Raw genomic sequence first — 18,818 nt, 5'->3', positions numbered from 1 at the left:
GTTGGTTAGTCTCGCCCTTTTTGTTTCGTCGTCGGCCGGCCGGCGCGTCGCCACCAGGAACCCTCGCGACGACTAAAAAAAAAGGGCGAGACTAACCAACGTCCCCTCCGAACAGCTCGGTGAAGTTCGTGGAGATCTGGGCCGTGACGGCTTCCAGTGGGGTGTTCCAGAGTTCGGAGGCGTAGGTGGCGGTGGCGGCTACGTTGGCGGGTTCATTCGTGGCGCCGCGCTCAGGGCCGAGGTAGGGGCAGTCGGTCTCCAAGAGGAGGCGATCACGGGGCAGGGTTTCGAGCATGCGGGTGAAGCTCTCGGAGCGGCGCGCGTTGGCCGGGATCGACATGTAGTGGCCGTGGTCGGCGATTTGGCGCGCGAGCTTCACCTTGCCGCCGAAGCAGTGCCAGTTGACGCGCGTCGCACCCATCTCCTTCAGTATCTCGAAAGCGTGACGTTCGCGCTTGCGCGTGTGGATGACGATGGGCTTGCCCGCCTCGAGCGCGATCGTGACGAGTTCGCGGAAGACCAGTTCCTGCTTCGCCCAGAGCTCTTCAGGTACCCAGTAGCCGTCGAGACCGATCTCACCGACGGCGATCGCCTCGGCGACGTTCTCGCGAACCCAGGCGACGCCCTCCTCCGCCGTACACTCGTGTCCTTCACGCGGATAATCCGCCCCGAGCTCTCGCATCTCCGATAGAACCGCGTCGACCGGATAGAAACCGAACGCCGGCTTCACGAGCGGGTCCCGCCCGGCGAGGGCGCGAACCGCTTCGTTGTCATCCGGATTCAACCCATTCGCGATGATCGCGGCGACGCCGGCATCCCGGGCGCGCTGCAGAACCTCCGCTTCCTGTCCGGCAAGCTTCGGGTGGGTGAGGTGCGCGTGAACGTCAACGAGACCCATCCTTCGTTCGTACCGCCCCCGTGCCCCGGTCGCCAGCCGCTTGACAGTCCCGGAGGTCGCCGCGATGCTCGTGCCCCATGGCGATTCATTACGAGAAGGACGGCCACGTCGTCACCATCACGATCGACCGACCCGAGGCGCGCAACTCGCTCGACCTCGAGCACTTCGGCCAACTCGCCGATGGCTGGATTCGGTATCGGGACGACGACGACGCGTTCGTCGCGATCCTGACCGGCACCGGAGACGTCTACTGCGTCGGCGCCGACCTGAAGAAGTTCATCACCCAGGTCACCGAACGCGCGCAGGCCTTGCGCGAAGGCGGTTCCAAGCAGATCGAAGAAGGCGAGAACTACAGCTTCTCCGACAGCCTCGTCGCCGTCCTGCGTGACGGCGCCGAAACACGCGACGGCCAGAAGTTCGAACTCTACAAACCGGTAATCGCCGCGGTAAACGGCATCTGCGCCGCGGGCGGACTCGAGATGATGTGGAACACGGACCTCCGCGTCATCGCCGACGACACGTTCATCCAGCTCACCGAGCCAAGACGCGGCCTATTCCCGGGCGGCGGCTCGACCGTCCACAGCGCCCGCCAGCTCAGCTGGTGCAACGCGATGGAAGTCCTCCTCCTCGCCGAACGCGTCACGCCGGAGCGCGCCCTGCAAATGGGCCTCGTGAACGCGGTCGTCCCGCGCGACCAGGTGATGGCCCGCGCCCGCGAGTGGGCCGACACGATCTGTCTGAACGGCCCGCTCGCCGTCCGCGCCTGCAAGGAGTCCGCGAAGAGAAGCACGATGGTCGACCTCATGACGGCGCTGGAGACCGAGATGAAGTACTCGACCGGCGTCTTCTCGAGTGAAGACGCCAAAGAGGGTGTCGCCGCGTTCCGCGAGAAACGTACGCCGGTCTGGAAGGGTCGCTAGATCTCGCTGTCTCGCTCGATCACGGCCTCGGGCCGAAGCGGATCGACGATCGCCCCCGCGGTGCGACTCGCCAGCGCCTGAAGCGTGAGTGTCGGGTTGTATCCGGACGAAGTCGGAAGCGGCGCTCCATCGGCCGAGTAGAGATTGTCCACATCGTGAAACCGACCGAAACGGTCGGTGACCGACGTCAGGGGATCGTTGCCCATCCGTAGCGTGCCGAGGATGTGTCGACTGCTCGGCGTCGCCCCGCCCTCGTAGATCGGCGCGACGAACCCGAACTGAGCCCCAGCCGCCTGGTGGATGTCGATCAACCGCGGCCCGTAGACGTTGCGCGCCTCGAGTTCGAAGGCGTGCGGTTCGTATGTGATGCGCGGCACCGGCAGTCCGTTCAAATCACGCACGTCGGGGTCGAGATCGACTCGGTTGGTCGACCGCGGCGCATCTTCTCCCTGCATGATGAGAGCGCCGATGCTGGAACCCAGAGGGCTGTCGCGCATGAAGTTCTTCAGCGTCGCCCCGGTGAACCCGAGGTCGATCATGTAGATCAGGGCGTCCACGATCTTCTCGGAGTTCGTCCCAAATTCGACTATGCCCCCAAGGGGCCGGGCCGGATCCCCGGGCACGCCACGAAAATCCGTGAAGCCCGCCGTCACCGAGCGCCCCCGCTCACCGTGGAAATCCTCCTGGTACACCCCCACCGAGACCGTCTGGTGGTGGAACATGAGATTCCGGCCGACCTCGCCCGACGAGTTCCCGAGCCCGGGCCCGCCCGGATCCGAGAGCAGACACAGCCGCGCAGACTCGATCGCACTCGCGGCCAGCATGTAGCGATCGCCGCGTACGACCGCGGGGTTCCCGTCGGAGTCCAGGTAGTGCACGCCCACGACGCGACGTCCGGTAGAATCCGCTTCGAGCCGCGTCGCCGCCGAATTGAACCGCACTTGCACGTTCCCGGTGAGAAGCGCGTCCCGCAGCAGCGCCACTGACCCCTTCGCGTTGGTCGGGCACCCGTACTTGGAGCAAAAACCGCAATCGTTGCACGCGGGACGCCCGCGGTATGGGCGCGACGCACGAGCCCCGGGGTACGGAAACGGCTGCAACCCCCGACGCAGTGAACCCTCCGCCAACACCTCGGACACGTACATCGTCGGACCGGGCGGCATGGGGTACGGCGCGGATCGGGGCGACGCGAACGGGTCCGCGCCGGCTTCCCCCTGCACCCCTTCGAGCCGCTCCATGGCCGCGTAGTAAGGCTCGAGCTCGTCGTACGAGAGCGGCCAGTCCACGAAGCTCGCACCGGCCACGCCCCCGAGATCGCGCCCGAGTCGGAAGTCGAACTCCTGAAAGCGCGGGGTTTGCATGTCCGCGTGCACCCAGGCCCCGCCGACGGTCTTCGGAAGATTATTGACCTCACCGATCAATGCACGCGCGCCGGCCTCTGCCGAGGGGCGAAACGTTCGCGGTTCCACCCGGGCCTGCTGGTGAATCAGCCCGCGCGAGGTCAGCTTCAGCTCGTCGTTCGAGAAGAGCGGGCGCGGCATCCCGGGTGCCGGATCGTCGAGCCCCACGAAGTAGTTGTTGCCGGCCTCGAGGATGCACACCTTGAGACCGTTCGTCGCAAGAACGCGTGCGGCTGCGCCGCCCCCGGCCCCGCTGCCCACGAGCACGACGTCGAAGCGGTCGAGCGCTGTATCCCCCAGAACGTTCGGAACGCCGGACGGCAGGCTCATCAGAAGAACCGCCTACCGCCCTGCCCGATCGTGATCGCCTCGATGAAGCTCTCGACTTCCGGGGAGAAGGCACGCGCCGGACGCGCAGGGTCAGCCGTTTGGTTCGGCCGGTCGGGGTGATCGAACGGCTCACCGTCGGGGCCGAACAACGTGTAGCCGAGCGGCTGGCTATCGCCGTCGTAGTCGTAGTCGCGCCATCCAAGCCCGTCTCGATTACCCCCGTACTCCGGCGCCGAAAACATGCCCTGCGCGACGTCGTGCAAGAACGCCGACCGGAACCCAGGATCAGTCTCGGCGAACACCCCGAGCTTTTGCTCGTCGTCAACCGCCTCGAACGAATCGACTCCGAGAGACGACGCCGCGTCGCGCCAGGCGGCCACCGTTGCCCGATAGTCCGCGCGCCGACCCGGCGTCGACGGTACCAGCGGCGCATTGATGTCGCCGCCCGGCACCGCACCCGAGCCGTACAACTCGATCCGAAACGCCAGATCCTGCATTCGCGTGAGCGGCAAGACCTCGAGGAAGTCGTTCGCGGGATACTCGCGGCCGGGCAGCCCGGTCGCAGGATCGGGAAATGGTGTCCGGCCGCTGAACGGCCCGGACCGATAGATTCCGGGCGGATCGTTCTCGAACGCCGCGAGCCAGCGATCGATGAACTCGACGGCGTCCGTCACGACCGCGCCGACCGAAAGATCATCTTCCGGCACGATCGCGCCGGCCATCGCACGGACCACCCGCCGCTCGTCGTCCGTGAAGAAGCGCGCCGCGGACTGCGACAGATCGGCGTCGCTACAACCGCTCACCCAGGGGAACGACGCCGCCGCTCCCGTCGCGCTGGCAAGCTCGAGAAACCGTCGTCGCGTTAGGCGAACCATCGCGCCCTAGCAGAGCACGTTTTACCTCGGCCGGTCCAGCGGCGACACGCATGGAACCTGCTGTCCTCAGACCGCTACGAAAAACGCGATCGGCTCCGCAAGCTCGTCGAGCGCTTCCTCGTCCGCCCGACCCGAGCGCTTCAGGACGTGAAAGGAATGACCCCCGCCTTCGACGACGTGGATCTTGCCGCGCTTCCCGAGCCCCTTGGCAATCCCTTTGATCGAATCGAGATCCGCGAGCGAGTCACGCGTCCCTTGCAGAAACAGCATCGGACCGCGGACGTCCTGGAAATGATCCGCGCGCTCTTCACCCCGAACGCCGCCACCGCTCGCACGTTTGCGAGCAGCACCTTCTTCGAGTCGGGCCGCCTGCCCCCCTTCTCCATGTACGGGAATTGGTAGCGCAGCGTCGCGGGCGGTCGAGCAGCCCACTCACCTCGCCGATCCGATCGTCGACGGCAATCCGAACTTCCTTGGTGACCACGACCCGCCCTCCAGCCCGGACGAGACGGACGGGGAAGGATTTCCAGGGTCGAAAACACGGCTCCTCGAACCACCCGCGAGGTGGTACGTCAGCTCCATGCGCCTGTACGACTACCTGCCCTCCGGAAACGGCTACAAGATCCGGCTGCTGCTGACCCAACTCGACGTCCCGTTCGAACGCATCGAACTCGACATCGTGGATGGCGCGACGCGCACCGACGCCTACCTGGAGAAGAATCCCAACGGTCGCATCCCGCTACTCGAGACCGACGAGGGCGTTCACCTCGCCGAATCCAACGCGATCCTCTTCTTCCTGGCCGACGGCACGCCATTTCTTCCGGACCGGAGCCTCGACCGCGCGCGGGTCCTGCAGTGGATGTTCTTCGAGCAGTACAACCACGAGCCTAACATCGCGACGTCACGCCACTGGATCCAACACCTCGAACTCACCGACGAGCGCCGGGCGCGCCTCGAGGAGAAGTACCGCCTCGGCCACGAGGCTCTCGCCGTCATGGAGACCCATCTCGCGAAGAACGACTTCTTCGTCGGACGCCGGTACACGATCGCCGACATCGCGCTGTTCGCCTACACCCACGTCGCGCCCGAAGGCGGGTTCGAACTCGACCCCTATCCGAACATCCAGGGCTGGATCACAAGGGTGGCCGACCAGCCCGGCCACATCCCCATCACGCAGGGCTAGCGGTCGGGAGCTAGTCCCCCACGTCGTGAAAGATCGGCGGCACCGTCTTCAAGTATGCCGCGATCGCCGTGAAGTCGGCCTCGGGCGCATCGAAGTATCCGGGGCCGCCGGCGATGCCGTCGACGACGTCCGCCATCTTTCCCTGCACGTTGTCCATGTCGGGCTGCATCCCGTCCTGCAGGAGCGCGACCATGTCGCTCTCATCCCAGTCTCCGACACCGGTCTTCTGGTCGGGCGTGATATTCGGCACGCCGCCGAGCGGACCGTCCTTGGAGCCGGCCAGGTACAGCGCCTCGTCGGCCCTTCCCAAGACGTCGCGCGGTGTATGGCAGTCACCACAGATCGCGACGGACTGGACGAGGTACTCCCCCCGCTCGACGCCCGCAGCCGGAGCCGTCGCGGGAGCCGTGACACCCGACGCGAAGAGCGTGCGCCAACCCCAGAAGGCGAGGCGCGGGAGAGGCAAGCTCACGTCGGCCGGTCGATTCACTTCGGACGACGCGGGGAGCGTCCGCAGCCAGGCGATCAGATCGCGCACGTCCTGATCCGCCATACCGGCGTAGCGGTAGTACGGCATGACCGGTGATTCCACCGAGCCGTCCCGCAGGATCCCGCGTCGCAACGCTCCTTCTATCTCGGGGTCGGTCCAGTCGCCGATCCCGGCCTTCGTATCGCTCGTAATGTTCGTCGAGTAGAAGAGCCCAAACGGGGTCTCGATCTCCACGCCTCCCGCGCCGACGGGCCCCTTCTCCGGCGTGTGACAGCCGCAGCCACCCGCAATCGCAGCGATGCTCCGTCCGCGCGCCGGGTCCCCGGCACTGCCCAAGTTCGGGGCCGGCTTCGTACACCCGCCGACCAACCCCGCCACCATCACCAGGATCAAGCACAGCTTCACGGGTCCCCTTTTATCAAAAACCGATGCATTGCGCTGCGATCGTACTCCGATACGATCCCCAGCGATGAAACAGCGCGGCGTCAACCGAGTCACGATGGCGGTCTGGGACCTCGAGAAGGGGAAGGAGTTCTACACGAAACTCCTCGGCGCGAAGTTCGAGCCGGTAAACGACGCTGACGCGGAAGCGTACGGCGTCCGGTGCTCGATCTCCTGGAACGCGGGCATCGAGCTCGTGTCGCCGGTCGACGGGCGCGATAGCCGCATCCGGACCTTCCTCGAGACCAACGGCGAAGGCCTCGCTGGCGTGATCTTCGCCGTCGAAGACGTCGACGCGACCAAGCAGAAGGCGGAAGCCGCAGACATCCCTGTCCTCGGGGGACTCGACTACACCCAGGAGCAGATCGACGAGCACCTGCAGGGCCGCTTCACGAAGTACAAGGAGTACTTCTTCGGCGCCGGCGGGTCGCTCAGCCCGGGGGTCGTCGTGGGAGAGTTCGAGGAACCCTAGCCCGCGTACGGGCCCCGGCCGGCACATGAGAATCGGCATCGACGCACGCTGGATCCGCCACGAGGCGTCCGGCATCGGGACGTACACGCTCCAACTGATCGAGCATCTGGTTCGAATCACCCAGGCCGAGCATACGTTCGTGCTCCTGTTCGACGACGGCGACCTCCGGGCGCGCGTTCTTCGCGACGCCCGGCTGGAGACCTCCGGCGTCGAGACGCTGCTGGTGCCGTACGGACCGATGTCACCGTTATCGCAGCTTCGCCTCCCGCGCGTGCTGGTTCGGCAGCGCATCGATGTATTTCACTCCACGAATTTCATGATCCCTCTGATCAGCACGAAGATTCCGTGCGTAGCGACGATTCACGACATGATCCCGATGCTGTTCCCCGAAGCCAACTCCAAGAAGGCCCGGCTCTCGCCGCTCTACGACGCGATCATGCGCCGGGTCGGTAAGCGCGCCGCGCGAATCCTGACGGTCAGCGAGGTCTCACGACGAGACGTCGTGCGCTGCTTGGGATTGTCCGCCGAAGCCGCCCGACGAACCCGTACGATCCACTGCGGGGTCGGTGCGGAGTTCCGTCCAGGCCCCGCCCGCGCGCGGCCGAAGGATAGGACGCGCACGATCCTCTTCGTCGGGCGCTCCGACCCCCACAAGAATCTCGTCGGCCTCGTGGAAGGCTTTGCGCAGACGCGCGCGCGCCTCCCATTCGACGCGAAGCTCGTCATCGTAGGCCCCGAGGACGGGCGCTTCCCCGAGCCCGCAACACGCGCGACGGAGTTGGGCGTCGCAGAGGCGGTCGAGTGGAGAGGCCTCCTCGACCAGGACGCGCTCGTCGAAGCCTATCGCAACGCCGACGTCCTTTGCCTCCCGTCGCGATACGAAGGGTTCGGGCTCCCCGTCGTAGAGGCCATGGCGGTCGGCACGCCCGTGGTGTGCAGCAACGGCGGGTCGCTTCCCGAGGTCGCGGGCGACGCCGCTCTCCAGTTCGCTCCGGACGACATCGCGGCGCTCAGCGCAGCACTCGGCGAAGTGCTGACCAACGAGGCGGGAAACGCACCCCGCATTGCGCACGGCCGAGCACGTGCCGCCGGCTTCACATGGACGCGAGCCGCCGAGCAAACGATACAGGTCTACGAAGATCTCTCGGGCGAAGCGGCGAGCACGTCGTCGTAGAGCTCGATCGTGCGCTGAACCATCTGCTCCACGGAATACTCGTCCTCAATTTTCTGCCGCGCCGCTCGGCCCATCGAGCGACGCATCTCGGCGTTCCGGGCGAGGTCGACGAGCGCCGCCCCGAGCGCATCGGAATCGGCCGGAGGCACCAGCAGCCCGGTCTCCTCGTGGCGAACGATCTGCGTCGGTCCACCCACCGCACAAGCGATACAGGGCCGGCCGTACGACATGGCTTCGATGTACACGATCCCGAACGACTCGTAGCGCGACGGCCCCACGAAGACGTCGCACTCTTCGTACAGCGTCGCGCGCGCCTCTTCGCCGACGAAGCCGTGAAACCGGACGCGCGCGCGATGCTCCGCCGAGAGCCCCGCCACCAGCCGCTCGGGAGCAAACTCCGCCTCGCCATCGCCTGCGATATCGAAGAACGCCCCCGGCGCAGCTTCGAGAACCCGCGGGATCGCCTCCATCAACGTGTCGATGCCCTTTCTTCGTTCGAGTCGCCCCAAGAAGAGAAAACGGACGTCGCTTCCATCGTGCAGCGCCGGCTCGGGCGGCAGCGGTGTCCCGAACGGAATCGTGCGGACCGGAACCTGCCCGGGGCGTGCGTCGAACCTGGCCGCAATCGTCTCGACGATGGTCCCCGAGGGATCGATCACCCCTCGCGCGTTCCGCAACAGAGCCCACTCGAGCTCCGAGGCGAGCTTCAGGTCGGCGTCGAAGTTCCACCCCTGCATCTCGGCGGCGAGCGCAATCGGGGTGTTGAGGCGCAGCACCAGTGGGACGTCCTCGGCGAGGCTCGCCGCGTACCCTTCCGCATCCCAGATCGGGCTCTCGACGATCTGCACATCCGCGCTTCGCACGAGCCACGAGAGTACCTCCTGCACTCCGAGGCCGTACGCCACGTTCTTCCGCGTCACGCGCATGCCCGCCGGAATTCCGGCGGGCGCTTCGGCCGTAGGGATCCGATACACCGTGACGCCGTTCACGCGATCGATCGCGGCCTTCCCGGCGGCCAATACCGACACCCGGTGCCCCTTCCCCACCAAGCCTCGTGCCAGCTGCTCGGTGTAGACACCGATGCCGCCGCAATCGTCGGGCGGATACTGCTGGCTCAAGAGCGCCACGTGGAGCGGGCGCTTCTCCGCGGACCGAGTGATGCGTGTGAACGGAGCTGACGTCGGAGCCGCCTCGGGCACGCGACCGCCCAGATTACAGCGCGCCTCCACAGTGAACGCCTTTCGATAGCCCTGCCGCACCCCGCGCCCCCAACCACCGAGCAACCGGGCCGCGTGCGAGAAACCGATCTCCCGCTCGACCAGGCGGCGCAGCGTCCACCCGACGTGGATCTGCACCGTGACCAGCGGCCCGAGGAGCCGCCAGGGCCGACGCCGCCACCCATTGTGCCGCAACGCGAAGTAGATCGTGTTCTTTACGACGATGGTAAAGTCGACGTCGTAGGCACTCTTGCGTGAAGTCCCCGGCTCGAAGCCATGCCAGACGACGGCATCGGGGCACTGCTCGACACGATGACCGCGATCGATGACCCGCACGCAGAGATCCGCCTCGTCGTGGTAGTACTCGTAATTCTCGTCGTAGCCGCCGACCTCGTCGAGGATCCTCCGGCGAAAGGCCGCGTTCGTCCCCATGAGCGTATTGCACCACGCGGCGCCGGGGTCGTTGCGATCATCCGGCTTCTCCTGCTTGGCGATCACGAGGCCGTTGCGAGAGAGGATGCCGTTGGAGAACTGAAGGTGGTCCCCGCGCGGCCCGAAGACGTCGCCGCCGGCCGCGCCTACCGTAGGATCGTCGAACGCGCTCGTCAGCGCGCGCAGCCACCCGGAGTCCGCAACGGCATCATCGTCGATGAAAGCGACGATCTCGCCGGAGCTCGCGGCGATGCCCACGTTGCGCGAGATCGAAAGATTGCGCTCCGGATTCCGAACGCGCCGGACATCGGGATAGCGATCCAGGACCTCCGCCGTCGCGTCGGTCGACGGACCCTCGACGACAACGACCTCGAACTCCGGATAGTCGACCTCCCGAAGCGCCTCGAGGCATCGCCCCAGAACATGGCTGCGATTGTAGGTGCACACGACCACCGAAACGCTCGGCAGCCGCACCGGCGCGTCCCGCCGAGGTACGCCCGCCACCCACGCGAGCAGGTCCCCGAGCGATTCCTGAACCGCGCGGCGAGAAAAGGCGCGCCCACGCGCCTCCTGGCTTACGAGAAGCTCCACCCGACCGGCCCCGAGCGCCTCCGCGACGCCGCGCGCGACTTCCGACGGTGACCGATCCTCGAGCAGGATCCCCGCACCGCCCAAGGTCTCTCTAACCGCGCCGGCGCCGGCCGCAACGACGGGCAACCCAAACGCCATCGCCTCGATCAGCGGCACGCAGAAGCCCTCGTGCTCGCTGAGTTGCAGGAGAACATCGGCGCACTGGTAGTACGCGCGCAACTCCGGGTTCGAAACCTCGCCCGTCAGAACGACTCGGTCCTCCAGCCCCGCAGCCGCGATGATCCCGTGCAGTCGCTCCAGGTACGCCTCATACCCAGACGTCTTGCCGACCAGAAGGAGCCGCACCCGCCGACCGAGTTCCGCCTCGATGGAGGGCAAGGCCTCGACCGCAAAGTGCAGACCTTTGTGCGGAGCGGTGCGCGCGACGACGAGTACATTCACCGAACCGTCGTTCCACTTCAGCACCACCGCCGGATCCGGTTCAACCTCGACGAGCCCCGACGTCTCCTGAGCGATGGGCTGGACCCTCGTGTGCTCGAAACCGAGTTCCGCCAACGTCTCGACGTTGAAGGCCGAGGCTCCGACACCGAAATCGAACAAGGTCGGCAGCTCGGGGAGCTGCCGCACAGCCCGCTGACAGAACTCGTAGGTATCCGGAATACCCTCGAAGAAGTGCGCCGGCGTCACGTTGTGGAACACCACACCGCGCTTGCCTTGAACGCGCGAGACGCGCGACAGAATCCTCGAGTACCCTGCGTAGTGAAAAAGAACGACGTCGCCGGCATCCGGTTGGAGCTGCGAGACGGATCGACCACGGGCTGCCAGCGAGCGATGCGCCGACTCGTAGTAGATCTCGCTCTCGTGCCCGAGCTCGCGCAGCATGCGGTCGGTCTCGAGCAAGCAGAGAGACACTGCATCGGCGCGATCCAGGGCGTTGATGACCTGGACGACCTTCATCTCGATCGGCGCTTGCGAATTTCGTGCAGCACGCGAAGCGCAGCCCGCTCGAGCCGACCCATCGCCCGCCGGGAGGCCGATCCCGACTTCCCGGGACGACGACTCATCGCGCGAAGGCGTTCGCCGTACGATTCCGGCGAAGACTCCGCCGCCCGCGCGGCCATTTCGTCGCGCACGAGCGACTCGAGACGGTCGATGCCAAAGTCCGCCATCAGCTCTCCGATCGGAGGCTCATTCGCGCAGAGCGCTCGCGGTGCCGAGCGCGATGCGCGTGCCGTCTGCCTTGTCGACCCAAACCTCGCAGTGCACGCGCGTCTGCGCTCCCTCTGCCACCTCATCTTGGATTCGACCAAACGCCGTCACCTGCTCATCGACCCACAGAACGTTCGTGAGCTTGAGTGCCATCTTGCCGCCCGTGTGCCAGCCCGGGCCGAACGCGTTCTGCATCACCTGCGCGACAAAGCAGGTCGACATCATCCCCTGCACGACGATGTTCGGAAATCCGAGCTTCTCCGCCTCGACCGGATCGTTGTGGTAATTCCGCTCGGGGCCGGAGAACATCCAACAGCGACGCTGGTCGATTCGTTTCGTGACGGACTCCAGATCCGCGCCGGTTGCCGTCGGAAAGGGCGGGCGCGCCGTCTTCTTCTTCGCCGTATCCTTGTCGACGACGTAGCCGTCCCCGTCGCCGTCTTTCTTCGGCGGGAGGAACGATTGGTGTGTGCGCCCGCGAACGAGCAGGCGACCATCTTCCTCGTCGAACAAGTCGGTTTCGTTGAGAACGTAGTTGCGACCGCGCTTGTCGAAGCGATCGACGATGGTGGAGACCGTGCGAATCTTCGAGCCCACTCGAACTGGAGAGAACATCTCCCAGTCCTGCTGCGCGTGCAGATTGCCGAAGAGATTCTGCAGGTACCAATTGCCGAGCCACTTGTAGCACTCGGAGTGGTACAGCAACGGCGGCGCCACGTCGGAACCAGCCAGGGTCGGGTCGTCGAGAGCGTCCGCGTAGAACGCGGCGACCTCCGGACTCACTTCGTACGAACTCGAGCCGCAGAAGCGGCCGACGTAAGCGGGCTCACCGTGGAGATTCATGGTGCCGTTCCCATAGCATTCAACCCGCGTGGTCCACGAAGATCGGCGAGGACCAGGCGCGCTGCTCGGTCTCGGCCAGGCACTCCGCATCGAGCGGCTCGGGGTCACAGGGCCGGACCGCGAGACAACTGCCGTTCTCGTCGCGCTCACAGCGGAGATTGTCCGCGTTCACCGCGAGGCTCGGCTCTTCGACCGCGCGGACGTAATAGACCGCGTCGCGCCCGGCCGCCGCGAAGTCCGGGTCCGTGAAGACAACGCGGCAGCCCTCCGAGTCGGCCCGACACGGATGTACTTGCCACGGGTCCTCGATGAGAGGCGCGATCGGCTCTCCCGCCTCGACCTGCGGACGAATCCGTACGACCTCAACTCGAGAGATCTTACGACGCTCGTCCGACGGATGCAGGCACTCTCCGCCACAGAGCCACTCGACCCGCTCTTCTCCGAGTGCGCGCACCGCCGAGTCGGCGCAGCCCGGCTTCTGCTCGAACGAGCCCACTGCACGGACCTCGAAGACAGGCGCCTCCGCCATCTCGACCTCGGTGCCCATGGGGGCCGGATCGCGCGTCGGCGGGTTCAGAAGATCGAACCACAAGAGGATACGCGGGCCGCTCGTGCCGTAGACCTCGCGACTATCGAGCGCATCCCAGACGGCCTCTCGATCCCGCCCTTGCGAATGGACCGCAACGAGACCACCCGTCACGAAAAAGGACGCCGCGCGCTCCACTTCGTTGCGTGCGAAGAACGGAATGTCGCTCCTCTGGGCATCGAACGCGATCGACTGCGGCTCCGAAGGGCGCGTATCACTTCCACCGAGCGGGGTATTCGCGGTCGACCCGAGGCGCGCCTCGGTCATCCGCGTTCGCTCGTATTCCTTGTAGCCCGTGCCCGGCCGCGACGAGTGGACATCGCTCGACGCCAGGAAGCCGAACCGAAGACGAACCGGATCGCTCGGATCTTCGAAGCCAGCGACCGCCGTCATGTATTGGACGCTGCTCTTCGGCCGGAAGTTGAAGGCCGGCTGGAAGCAGTCCGTACACTGGCCCGAATCCAGCCACTCCTCGAGCGCGACGCCCGGCACCGTCAGATGCCCGGAGATGTCCGCGTCGACGTAGTTCTGGCCCGCCACGACCGCGCGCAACTCACACTCCTCAGCGCTCTCGCCCGCGTCCAGACAGCGCTGCCGAATGATCTCTCCCGCACGCCGACACGAGGGGAGGTAGGTGTCCGACGCCTCAGGGCACGTCTTCGTGCCGTCCGCCGCGATCGTGACGGAGTTCCAGTCACGAAACTCCTCGGCGTTCCCGTGGCCGGAGTAGACCTCCACCAACTTCTGCCACTTCGGGTCGTGCTGTGCCAACGTCGCTTGCTTCGCCCAACTCGACCCCTGCGGCGTGTACATCCCCCACGCGGTCCCGTGCGGAATCACCAGCGCGCGATATCCCCAGTCGTCGAGCTTCGCGAACAACTCGCTGGGCGTCTCCGCACCTTCCCTACAATCGAGGGGCAGGTCGCGGACGGGAACGCCTTCCGGACACGGCGGCTCTTCCATGATCTGGCTGAAGAAGAGCGCGATGTCGCTCCCCTGCTGCCCGGCCGCAAGAGCCAGCGCGCCCATCGCAAGCGTGCCCGGCTGATTGTCGAGATCGCGATCCTTCGCCTCGCTCGGCGGGATCGCGAAGATCGGCCGCGTCGGCACGTCACCGTCTTCGAGGTCGCGGAAGATGACGTTCTTGTGGCCGTAGTGGTTAGCCGGATTCGATCCCATCTGCGTCCACTCCCACCCGAGAAAGCTCACGAGATCGGGCCCCTTGCCGTCGCCCGCGATCCCCTGGCACTCCCGCAGCGACGCGACGGTCTCGTTCCAACGATCGGTGGTCAGCGAGACTGCGTGATCGTTGATCGACCAAAAATCGAGCCCCGAGCAGTAGCGGGCGAAGTCACACGCGTCCGCGATCGGATGGGCGCCCTCCCCCGCCATCATCGGCAGGCTCATGAAGAACGCATCGAGCGAGTACGAAGAGTGGACGTGCAGATCCCCAAAGAGGATCTGCTTCGGGGCGCCGAGCCCGAGTGCCTCGGCCGCTTCGCGCTGCGCGGAAAAGCGCTCGGCGACCTGCGCGCGAGGAAGGCGCGCTCCCCGAATCTCTCCCGGCCCAACGGAGTCCCCGAACGTTCCTCTCCCGAAAACCCACAGGAGCGCTACACCCAGAATCGCGATCGCCACCAGAACGCCGAAGGTCCGTCCGAGCCAATACATCTGCGGGCGTTAGTGCCTCAGCGCCACCCGGTCAATCCCTCTTCCCGCCGGCAAACTCCGTGATAGGGTCCCGCGCTGAAGGAGTGCTGCCATGAAAGAGGTTTTGTACCGCCCCCTCACCGAAATTATCCGCCGGCTCCAGACGAAGGAGATCTCTCCCGTCGAGCTCATGCGCACGACGCTCGACCGCATTCGCGAGACGCAGCCCACGCTGAACTCGTTCTGCCAGATCGGCGACGATGACCAGCTCCTCGCGGGGGCCAAGGCGGCGGAGGAGCGTATCGGGCGGGGCGAAGGAGGCGCGCTCGAAGGCATCCCTCTCGGCGTGAAGGAACTCGAAGACGCACTCGGCTTCCGCTCCACGCACGCGTCCGTACCGTACAAGAACAACATGCCCGCGCAGGACTCGACACAGGTGGAGCGGCTGAAGGCGGCCGGCGCGATCGTCGTCGGCAAGACGAACGCGCCGGAGTTCGGATATACCGCGATCAGCAAGAATCTCCTGTTCGGCGTGAGCCGGAGTCCCTGGAACCCCGATCACACCCCGGGCGGGTCGAGCGGCGGCTCCTCCGCCGCGATCGCCGGCGGCGTTCTTCCCCTCGCGACGGCCAGCGACGGCGGCGGCTCGGTTCGCATCCCCGCATCCTTCACCGGCTGCTTCGGGTTGAAAGTGAGCTACGGTCGCGTTCCGCACGGGCCCGAAGATCTCTGGGTGATGGACGACACCGCGGTGCACGGTCCGCTCACGCGAACCGTCGAAGACGCCGCCATCCACCTCGATGCCGTCGTCGGCGCCCATCCCCTGGATCCGAAGTCTCTGCCGCACCCCGGCTTCTCGTACCGCGAGATCTTGAAGGACCTGCCGAAGAAGCTTCGCATCGCGTACTCGCCGGACCTCGGTTACGCAGTCGTACAATCCGACATCGCGGCCGGCGTTGCCGATGCCGCGCGCGTGTTCGAAGAGCTCGGCCACACTGTCGAGGAGATCAAGGGCGGTCCGCCCGAGCCCGGCTACGCGTGGGGCATCTCGGGTGCGTTCGAGATGCTCGCAAAGCTCGCACCACTCCTACCCGAACATGAGGAAGAGTTCGGTCGCGGATTCATCAACGGTGTTAAGGCGGGTGCGAAGATGACGCCCGACATCTGGCGACAACTGCGCGACCACCGCGAACAGCTGAACCGTTGGTGTGCGCAGACCTTCTCGGACTACGATCTCCTCCTCACGCCGACCGTTCCCTTCGACGCCCCGCCCGCGCGGGGCCCGTTCCCGGCCGAGACCGAGGGCCGAAAGCAGCCGATGGCTACCGTCGGCAGCTTCACGATGCCGTTCAACCTCTCGTGGCATCCGGCTGCGACGGTTCGGGCCGGGATCTCCAAAGCCGGCTTGCCCATCGGGTTGCAGATCGTCGCTCCCCGCCATCGCGACGACCTCGCGATGCAAGCGTCGTGGGCGTACGAGCAGGCGCGCCCCTGGGCGCACGAGTGGCCGACGGTCTAACCAAGAATCCCGGGAAACAGACTCAGAACGAAACGGCTTCGTCGGCGGCGATCGCGAGGGTCTCGCCGGCACGCGGCTCCTCGTAGCCACCGGGAAGCGCCACGGCCACGCGCGCCTCGCCGATCGTACCGACGACCTCCCGCGTGTGGCCGAGATCCATCACCCGTCGGACGGTCATCGCGACGCGGACCGGACCGTCGCCCACCCGGAGGCGCTCCGGGTGAATCGCGAGCACCCCCTGTTCGGATCGCACGAGGACGAATCCGAGTAGTTCGGCGACTTCGGCGTCCGGCGGGCGCCGGAGCAGATCGGCGGCGGCCTCGTGCGCGCGGACCTTCCCGCCGATCAAAACCACGAGTCGACCCGCGAGCCGCGAGGCTTCGGCCAGGTCGTGCGTGACGAGAACCGTCGTTTCCGTGAACCGCCGCAGCAGATCCGGCAAGTCGTCGAGGAGACGGAGGCGAAGGGCACCATCGAGTTGCGCGAGCGGCTCGTCGAGAAGCGTGAGCGGCGAGCGAAGCGACAAGGTCCGCGCCAGGTTCACGCGTTGGCCCTCGCCGCCCGAGAGCCAGCGGGTATCCGCGTCGAGAAGCGGGGTGGTCCCCGTCGCTTCGGTCGCCTCCTCGATGCGACGCTGCGCATCGTCACCGCGCACTGCCCGCAACTCCAGAGCGAGAGCAAGATTGTGTCGCACGGTCCCGGAGAGGAACACCGCCTCCTGGAATGCGTAGGCAACGTTCCCCGGTGCCACTTTCAACGCCGGCTCGTCGCCCAGTCGCACCGCGCCGGACGTCGGCGTCTCGAGACCGCCGATCAAGCGCAGAAGGGTGGTCTTACCGGCTCCGTTCGGCCCGAAGAGCGCCGTCGTCGTGCCGCTCGCCAGATGGAGCTCGGGCACGCTCAACCGAAAGCCCCGGTCACGCTCGAGCTGGACCCCCTCCACGTGCACGTCCATCAGCGAGCTCGGGCCTGTTGGGATCTGGTTAGGAAGAGGTTCACGATGAACGCGAGCGCGAGAAGGATCAGTCCGAGCGCGATCGCCCGCTCCGTTTGGCCGCGACTGGTCTCCGTAACGATCGCCGTCGTGAGGATGCGGGTCTGGCCGCGGAGATTGCCGCCGACCATCATCGACGCGCCCACTTCCGAGATGACCGCGCCGAACCCGGCCATCACGGCCGCGAGCAGTCCCAACCGAGCCTCGCGCGCCAACAGCCACACCGTGCGGACCCGCGACGCGCCGAGCGATTTCAAGAGATCGGGCAGTCGCGGAGGCAACGCCTGGATCGACGCCACGGTGAAGCCCATCACCATCGGCGTCGCGATGAAGAACTGCGCGATCGCCATCGCCTGGATGGTGTAGATGAGCTCGAAGCCGCCGAACGGGCCGTTGCGAACGAGCAAGAGCCACACGAACAGGCCGGCGACGACCGGCGGCATGCCCATCCCTGTGTTCACCAACCCGAGAACGAAAGTGCGCCCCGGGAAGCGCTTACGGGCCAAGACGTAACCGAGGGGGATCCCGGCCAGCATGGCGAGCAGCGTCGCGACCCCCGAGACGAACAGGGTGCGAAGGACGATCCCCTCGACCTCGGGATCACGCCGGGCGAGAAGCTGTATCGCTTCGGCGAACCCGCTCAGGAGATCGTTCACCCACCTTCTTTAGAGGAAGGAACGACGTCGGGCACGAACAGCGGGCGGCCGTATTCCTCCCGCCGAAATTCGCCGATGCGCGCCTGAATCTCCGGCTCGGCGAAGTACGCGGCGAGCTGCCGGGCGAGGTCGGCCTTGGCCCCGGGATGCTTCTCCGGATTCACGACATAGATGCTGTAAACGTTCAGCAGCGGGGGCTCGCCCTCGAAGATCACCTCCAGATCGAGCCGCCGCAGAAGCGCCAGGTAGGTTCCTCGATCCGTGAGGGTGTAGGAGCGCCGCTCGCTCGCGATGTCGAGGGTCGCCCCCATTCCCTGTCCGGTCTCCTCGCGTTTCGGCAGCGTGGTGGGATCGATGTCCGCCAACGCCCAAAGCGCGAGCTCTCGCTTGTGCGTTCCGGAGTCGTCGCCCCGCGACACGAACGACCCATGCGTCGCGATCGCACGAAGCGAGGTCGCGAGCGTGTCCTGCTTCGCCCCCGCCGGGTCGTCTGCCGGGCCGACCAGGACGAAGTCGTTGTGCATGATGCGTCGACCCTCGATCAGGTCGCCGGCGTCGACGAGCGGCTTCTCCGCGCTCGGCGCATGGGTGAGAACCGCGTCCGCCTGGCCTTTCGTCGCCATACGAAGTGCCGCGCCCGTTCCGACTGCGACAGGCTTCACGTCGATCCCCGTCCGGTCCTCGAAGGCGGGCAGCAGGTCGTCGAGCAAGCCGCTGTTGTCGGTGCTCGTGGTGGTCGCGAGGATCATCGTGGGCCCAGCCGAGGCCGGGGAGGCCACGAGCGGAAGCAGCAGGGCGAGAGCGCAAGCAGCGGTCCGGAGGGACATCATCGCGCGGGTCTCTTAACCGGGCGCTGCGGAAGCCTCAACTACCTGGCCGGCCGGTCGAGAAACCGCGAAACGCGGCCGGTTCTTGACACCCCGTCGGTTCTAGATCAA

At 66.4% G+C, this 18,818-nt stretch carries 17 protein-coding genes; 5 read left to right on the top strand and 12 right to left on the bottom strand.

The window, feature by feature from the left end:
• Positions 1-91: 91 nt before the first annotated feature.
• Positions 92-898 (bottom strand): TatD family hydrolase, encoded by an 807-nt coding sequence (locus P8R42_03595; protein MDG2303734.1) that lies wholly within the window; start codon positions 896-898, stop codon positions 92-94.
• A gap of 77 nt (positions 899-975) precedes the next feature.
• Here P8R42_03595 and P8R42_03590 point away from each other — a divergent pair, with 77 nt between their 5' ends.
• On the top strand, positions 976-1,818 hold the full coding sequence (locus P8R42_03590; protein MDG2303733.1) for an enoyl-CoA hydratase-related protein: 843 nt from the start codon (positions 976-978) through the stop codon (positions 1,816-1,818).
• Here P8R42_03590 and P8R42_03585 read toward each other — a convergent pair.
• From P8R42_03585 to P8R42_03575, 3 genes are all read right to left on the bottom strand, one after another.
• Complete coding sequence (locus P8R42_03585; GenBank protein MDG2303732.1) at positions 1,815-3,548, bottom strand: GMC family oxidoreductase; 1,734 nt, start codon at positions 3,546-3,548, stop codon at positions 1,815-1,817. The genes P8R42_03590 and P8R42_03585 overlap by 4 nt on opposite strands.
• Complete coding sequence (locus tag P8R42_03580; GenBank protein ID MDG2303731.1) at positions 3,548-4,423, bottom strand: gluconate 2-dehydrogenase subunit 3 family protein; 876 nt, start codon at positions 4,421-4,423, stop codon at positions 3,548-3,550. The genes P8R42_03585 and P8R42_03580 overlap by 1 nt, the downstream gene beginning before the upstream one ends.
• A gap of 66 nt (positions 4,424-4,489) precedes the next feature.
• A complete protein-coding gene (locus P8R42_03575) occupies positions 4,490-4,855 on the bottom strand; it encodes a dienelactone hydrolase family protein (protein ID MDG2303730.1) in 366 nt (121 codons plus the stop codon).
• Positions 4,856-5,003: 148 nt separating this feature from the next.
• On the opposite strand from P8R42_03575, the gene P8R42_03570 reads away from it, so the two are divergent.
• A complete protein-coding gene (locus tag P8R42_03570; protein MDG2303729.1) occupies positions 5,004-5,606 on the top strand; it encodes a glutathione S-transferase family protein in 603 nt (200 codons plus the stop codon).
• 10 nt (positions 5,607-5,616) lie between these two features.
• Here the strand turns inward: P8R42_03570 and P8R42_03565 are convergent, their stop codons facing one another.
• Entirely contained in the window at positions 5,617-6,501 is an 885-nt protein-coding gene (locus P8R42_03565; GenBank protein MDG2303728.1) for a c-type cytochrome, read from the bottom strand.
• A 64-nt stretch (positions 6,502-6,565) separates the two neighbouring features.
• Here P8R42_03565 and P8R42_03560 point away from each other — a divergent pair, with 64 nt between their 5' ends.
• Positions 6,566-7,009 (top strand): VOC family protein, encoded by a 444-nt coding sequence (locus P8R42_03560; protein MDG2303727.1) that lies wholly within the window; start codon positions 6,566-6,568, stop codon positions 7,007-7,009.
• 25 nt (positions 7,010-7,034) lie between these two features.
• A complete protein-coding gene (locus P8R42_03555; protein MDG2303726.1) occupies positions 7,035-8,183 on the top strand; it encodes a glycosyltransferase family 1 protein in 1,149 nt (382 codons plus the stop codon).
• Here the strand turns inward: P8R42_03555 and P8R42_03550 are convergent.
• The 4 genes from P8R42_03550 to P8R42_03535 are packed head-to-tail and all read right to left on the bottom strand — an operon-like array spanning position 8,141 to position 14,732.
• Positions 8,141-11,380: a glycosyltransferase gene (locus P8R42_03550; GenBank protein MDG2303725.1), complete on the bottom strand. Its 3,240-nt coding sequence runs from the start codon at positions 11,378-11,380 to the stop codon at positions 8,141-8,143. The genes P8R42_03555 and P8R42_03550 overlap by 43 nt on opposite strands.
• Positions 11,377-11,592, bottom strand: coding sequence for a hypothetical protein (locus P8R42_03545; GenBank protein MDG2303724.1), 216 nt, complete (start codon positions 11,590-11,592; stop codon positions 11,377-11,379). The genes P8R42_03550 and P8R42_03545 overlap by 4 nt, the downstream gene beginning before the upstream one ends.
• Positions 11,593-11,611: 19 nt before the next feature.
• The gene (locus P8R42_03540) at positions 11,612-12,475 is read right to left on the bottom strand and encodes a hypothetical protein (GenBank protein ID MDG2303723.1); all 864 of its coding nucleotides are present in this window, start codon (positions 12,473-12,475) and stop codon (positions 11,612-11,614) included.
• Positions 12,476-12,494: 19 nt separating this feature from the next.
• Positions 12,495-14,732, bottom strand: a complete 2,238-nt coding sequence (locus tag P8R42_03535) for a DUF3604 domain-containing protein (GenBank protein ID MDG2303722.1) — start codon at positions 14,730-14,732, stop codon at positions 12,495-12,497.
• Positions 14,733-14,823: 91 nt separating this feature from the next.
• Here P8R42_03535 and P8R42_03530 point away from each other — a divergent pair, with 91 nt between their 5' ends.
• A complete protein-coding gene (locus P8R42_03530) occupies positions 14,824-16,230 on the top strand; it encodes an amidase (GenBank protein ID MDG2303721.1) in 1,407 nt (468 codons plus the stop codon).
• Positions 16,231-16,252: 22 nt separating this feature from the next.
• Here P8R42_03530 and P8R42_03525 read toward each other — a convergent pair whose 3' ends face one another.
• Genes P8R42_03525 through P8R42_03515 form a run of 3 tightly spaced genes read right to left on the bottom strand, consistent with a single transcriptional unit; the run spans position 16,253 to position 18,710 of the window.
• A complete protein-coding gene (locus tag P8R42_03525) occupies positions 16,253-17,185 on the bottom strand; it encodes an ABC transporter ATP-binding protein (protein MDG2303720.1) in 933 nt (310 codons plus the stop codon).
• Complete coding sequence (locus tag P8R42_03520; protein MDG2303719.1) at positions 17,185-17,880, bottom strand: ABC transporter permease; 696 nt, start codon at positions 17,878-17,880, stop codon at positions 17,185-17,187. The genes P8R42_03525 and P8R42_03520 overlap by 1 nt, the downstream gene beginning before the upstream one ends.
• Positions 17,877-18,710 carry a substrate-binding domain-containing protein gene (locus tag P8R42_03515; GenBank protein ID MDG2303718.1) on the bottom strand — a complete coding sequence of 278 codons (834 nt, stop codon included), beginning with the start codon at positions 18,708-18,710 and terminating at the stop codon, positions 17,877-17,879. The genes P8R42_03520 and P8R42_03515 overlap by 4 nt, the downstream gene beginning before the upstream one ends.
• Between the last annotated feature and the right edge of the window lie 108 nt (positions 18,711-18,818).

The organism is Candidatus Binatia bacterium, from assembly GCA_029243485.1.
GTDB lineage: Bacteria > Desulfobacterota > Binatia > UBA12015 > UBA12015 > VGTG01.
This window is presented reverse-complemented; position numbering and strand designations above follow the sequence as displayed.

Excerpts from the sequence above, each read along its gene's own strand:
- P8R42_03530 (MDG2303721.1), top strand. The coding sequence starts at position 14,824 with ATGAAAGAGGTTTTGTACCGCCCCCTCACCGAAATTATCCGCCGGCTC.
- P8R42_03580 (MDG2303731.1), bottom strand. The coding sequence starts at position 4,423 with ATGGTTCGCCTAACGCGACGACGGTTTCTCGAGCTTGCCAGCGCGACG.
- P8R42_03555 (MDG2303726.1), top strand. The coding sequence starts at position 7,035 with ATGAGAATCGGCATCGACGCACGCTGGATCCGCCACGAGGCGTCCGGC.
- P8R42_03540 (MDG2303723.1), bottom strand. The coding sequence starts at position 12,475 with ATGAATCTCCACGGTGAGCCCGCTTACGTCGGCCGCTTCTGCGGCTCG.
- P8R42_03545 (MDG2303724.1), bottom strand. The coding sequence starts at position 11,592 with ATGGCGGACTTTGGCATCGACCGTCTCGAGTCGCTCGTGCGCGACGAA.
- P8R42_03585 (MDG2303732.1), bottom strand. The coding sequence starts at position 3,548 with ATGAGCCTGCCGTCCGGCGTTCCGAACGTTCTGGGGGATACAGCGCTC.
- P8R42_03525 (MDG2303720.1), bottom strand. The coding sequence starts at position 17,185 with ATGGACGTGCACGTGGAGGGGGTCCAGCTCGAGCGTGACCGGGGCTTT.
- P8R42_03595 (MDG2303734.1), bottom strand. The coding sequence starts at position 898 with ATGGGTCTCGTTGACGTTCACGCGCACCTCACCCACCCGAAGCTTGCC.
- P8R42_03560 (MDG2303727.1), top strand. The coding sequence starts at position 6,566 with ATGAAACAGCGCGGCGTCAACCGAGTCACGATGGCGGTCTGGGACCTC.
- P8R42_03515 (MDG2303718.1), bottom strand. The coding sequence starts at position 18,710 with ATGATGTCCCTCCGGACCGCTGCTTGCGCTCTCGCCCTGCTGCTTCCG.
- P8R42_03550 (MDG2303725.1), bottom strand. The coding sequence starts at position 11,380 with ATGAAGGTCGTCCAGGTCATCAACGCCCTGGATCGCGCCGATGCAGTG.
- P8R42_03570 (MDG2303729.1), top strand. The coding sequence starts at position 5,004 with ATGCGCCTGTACGACTACCTGCCCTCCGGAAACGGCTACAAGATCCGG.
- P8R42_03535 (MDG2303722.1), bottom strand. The coding sequence starts at position 14,732 with ATGTATTGGCTCGGACGGACCTTCGGCGTTCTGGTGGCGATCGCGATT.
- P8R42_03590 (MDG2303733.1), top strand. The coding sequence starts at position 976 with ATGGCGATTCATTACGAGAAGGACGGCCACGTCGTCACCATCACGATC.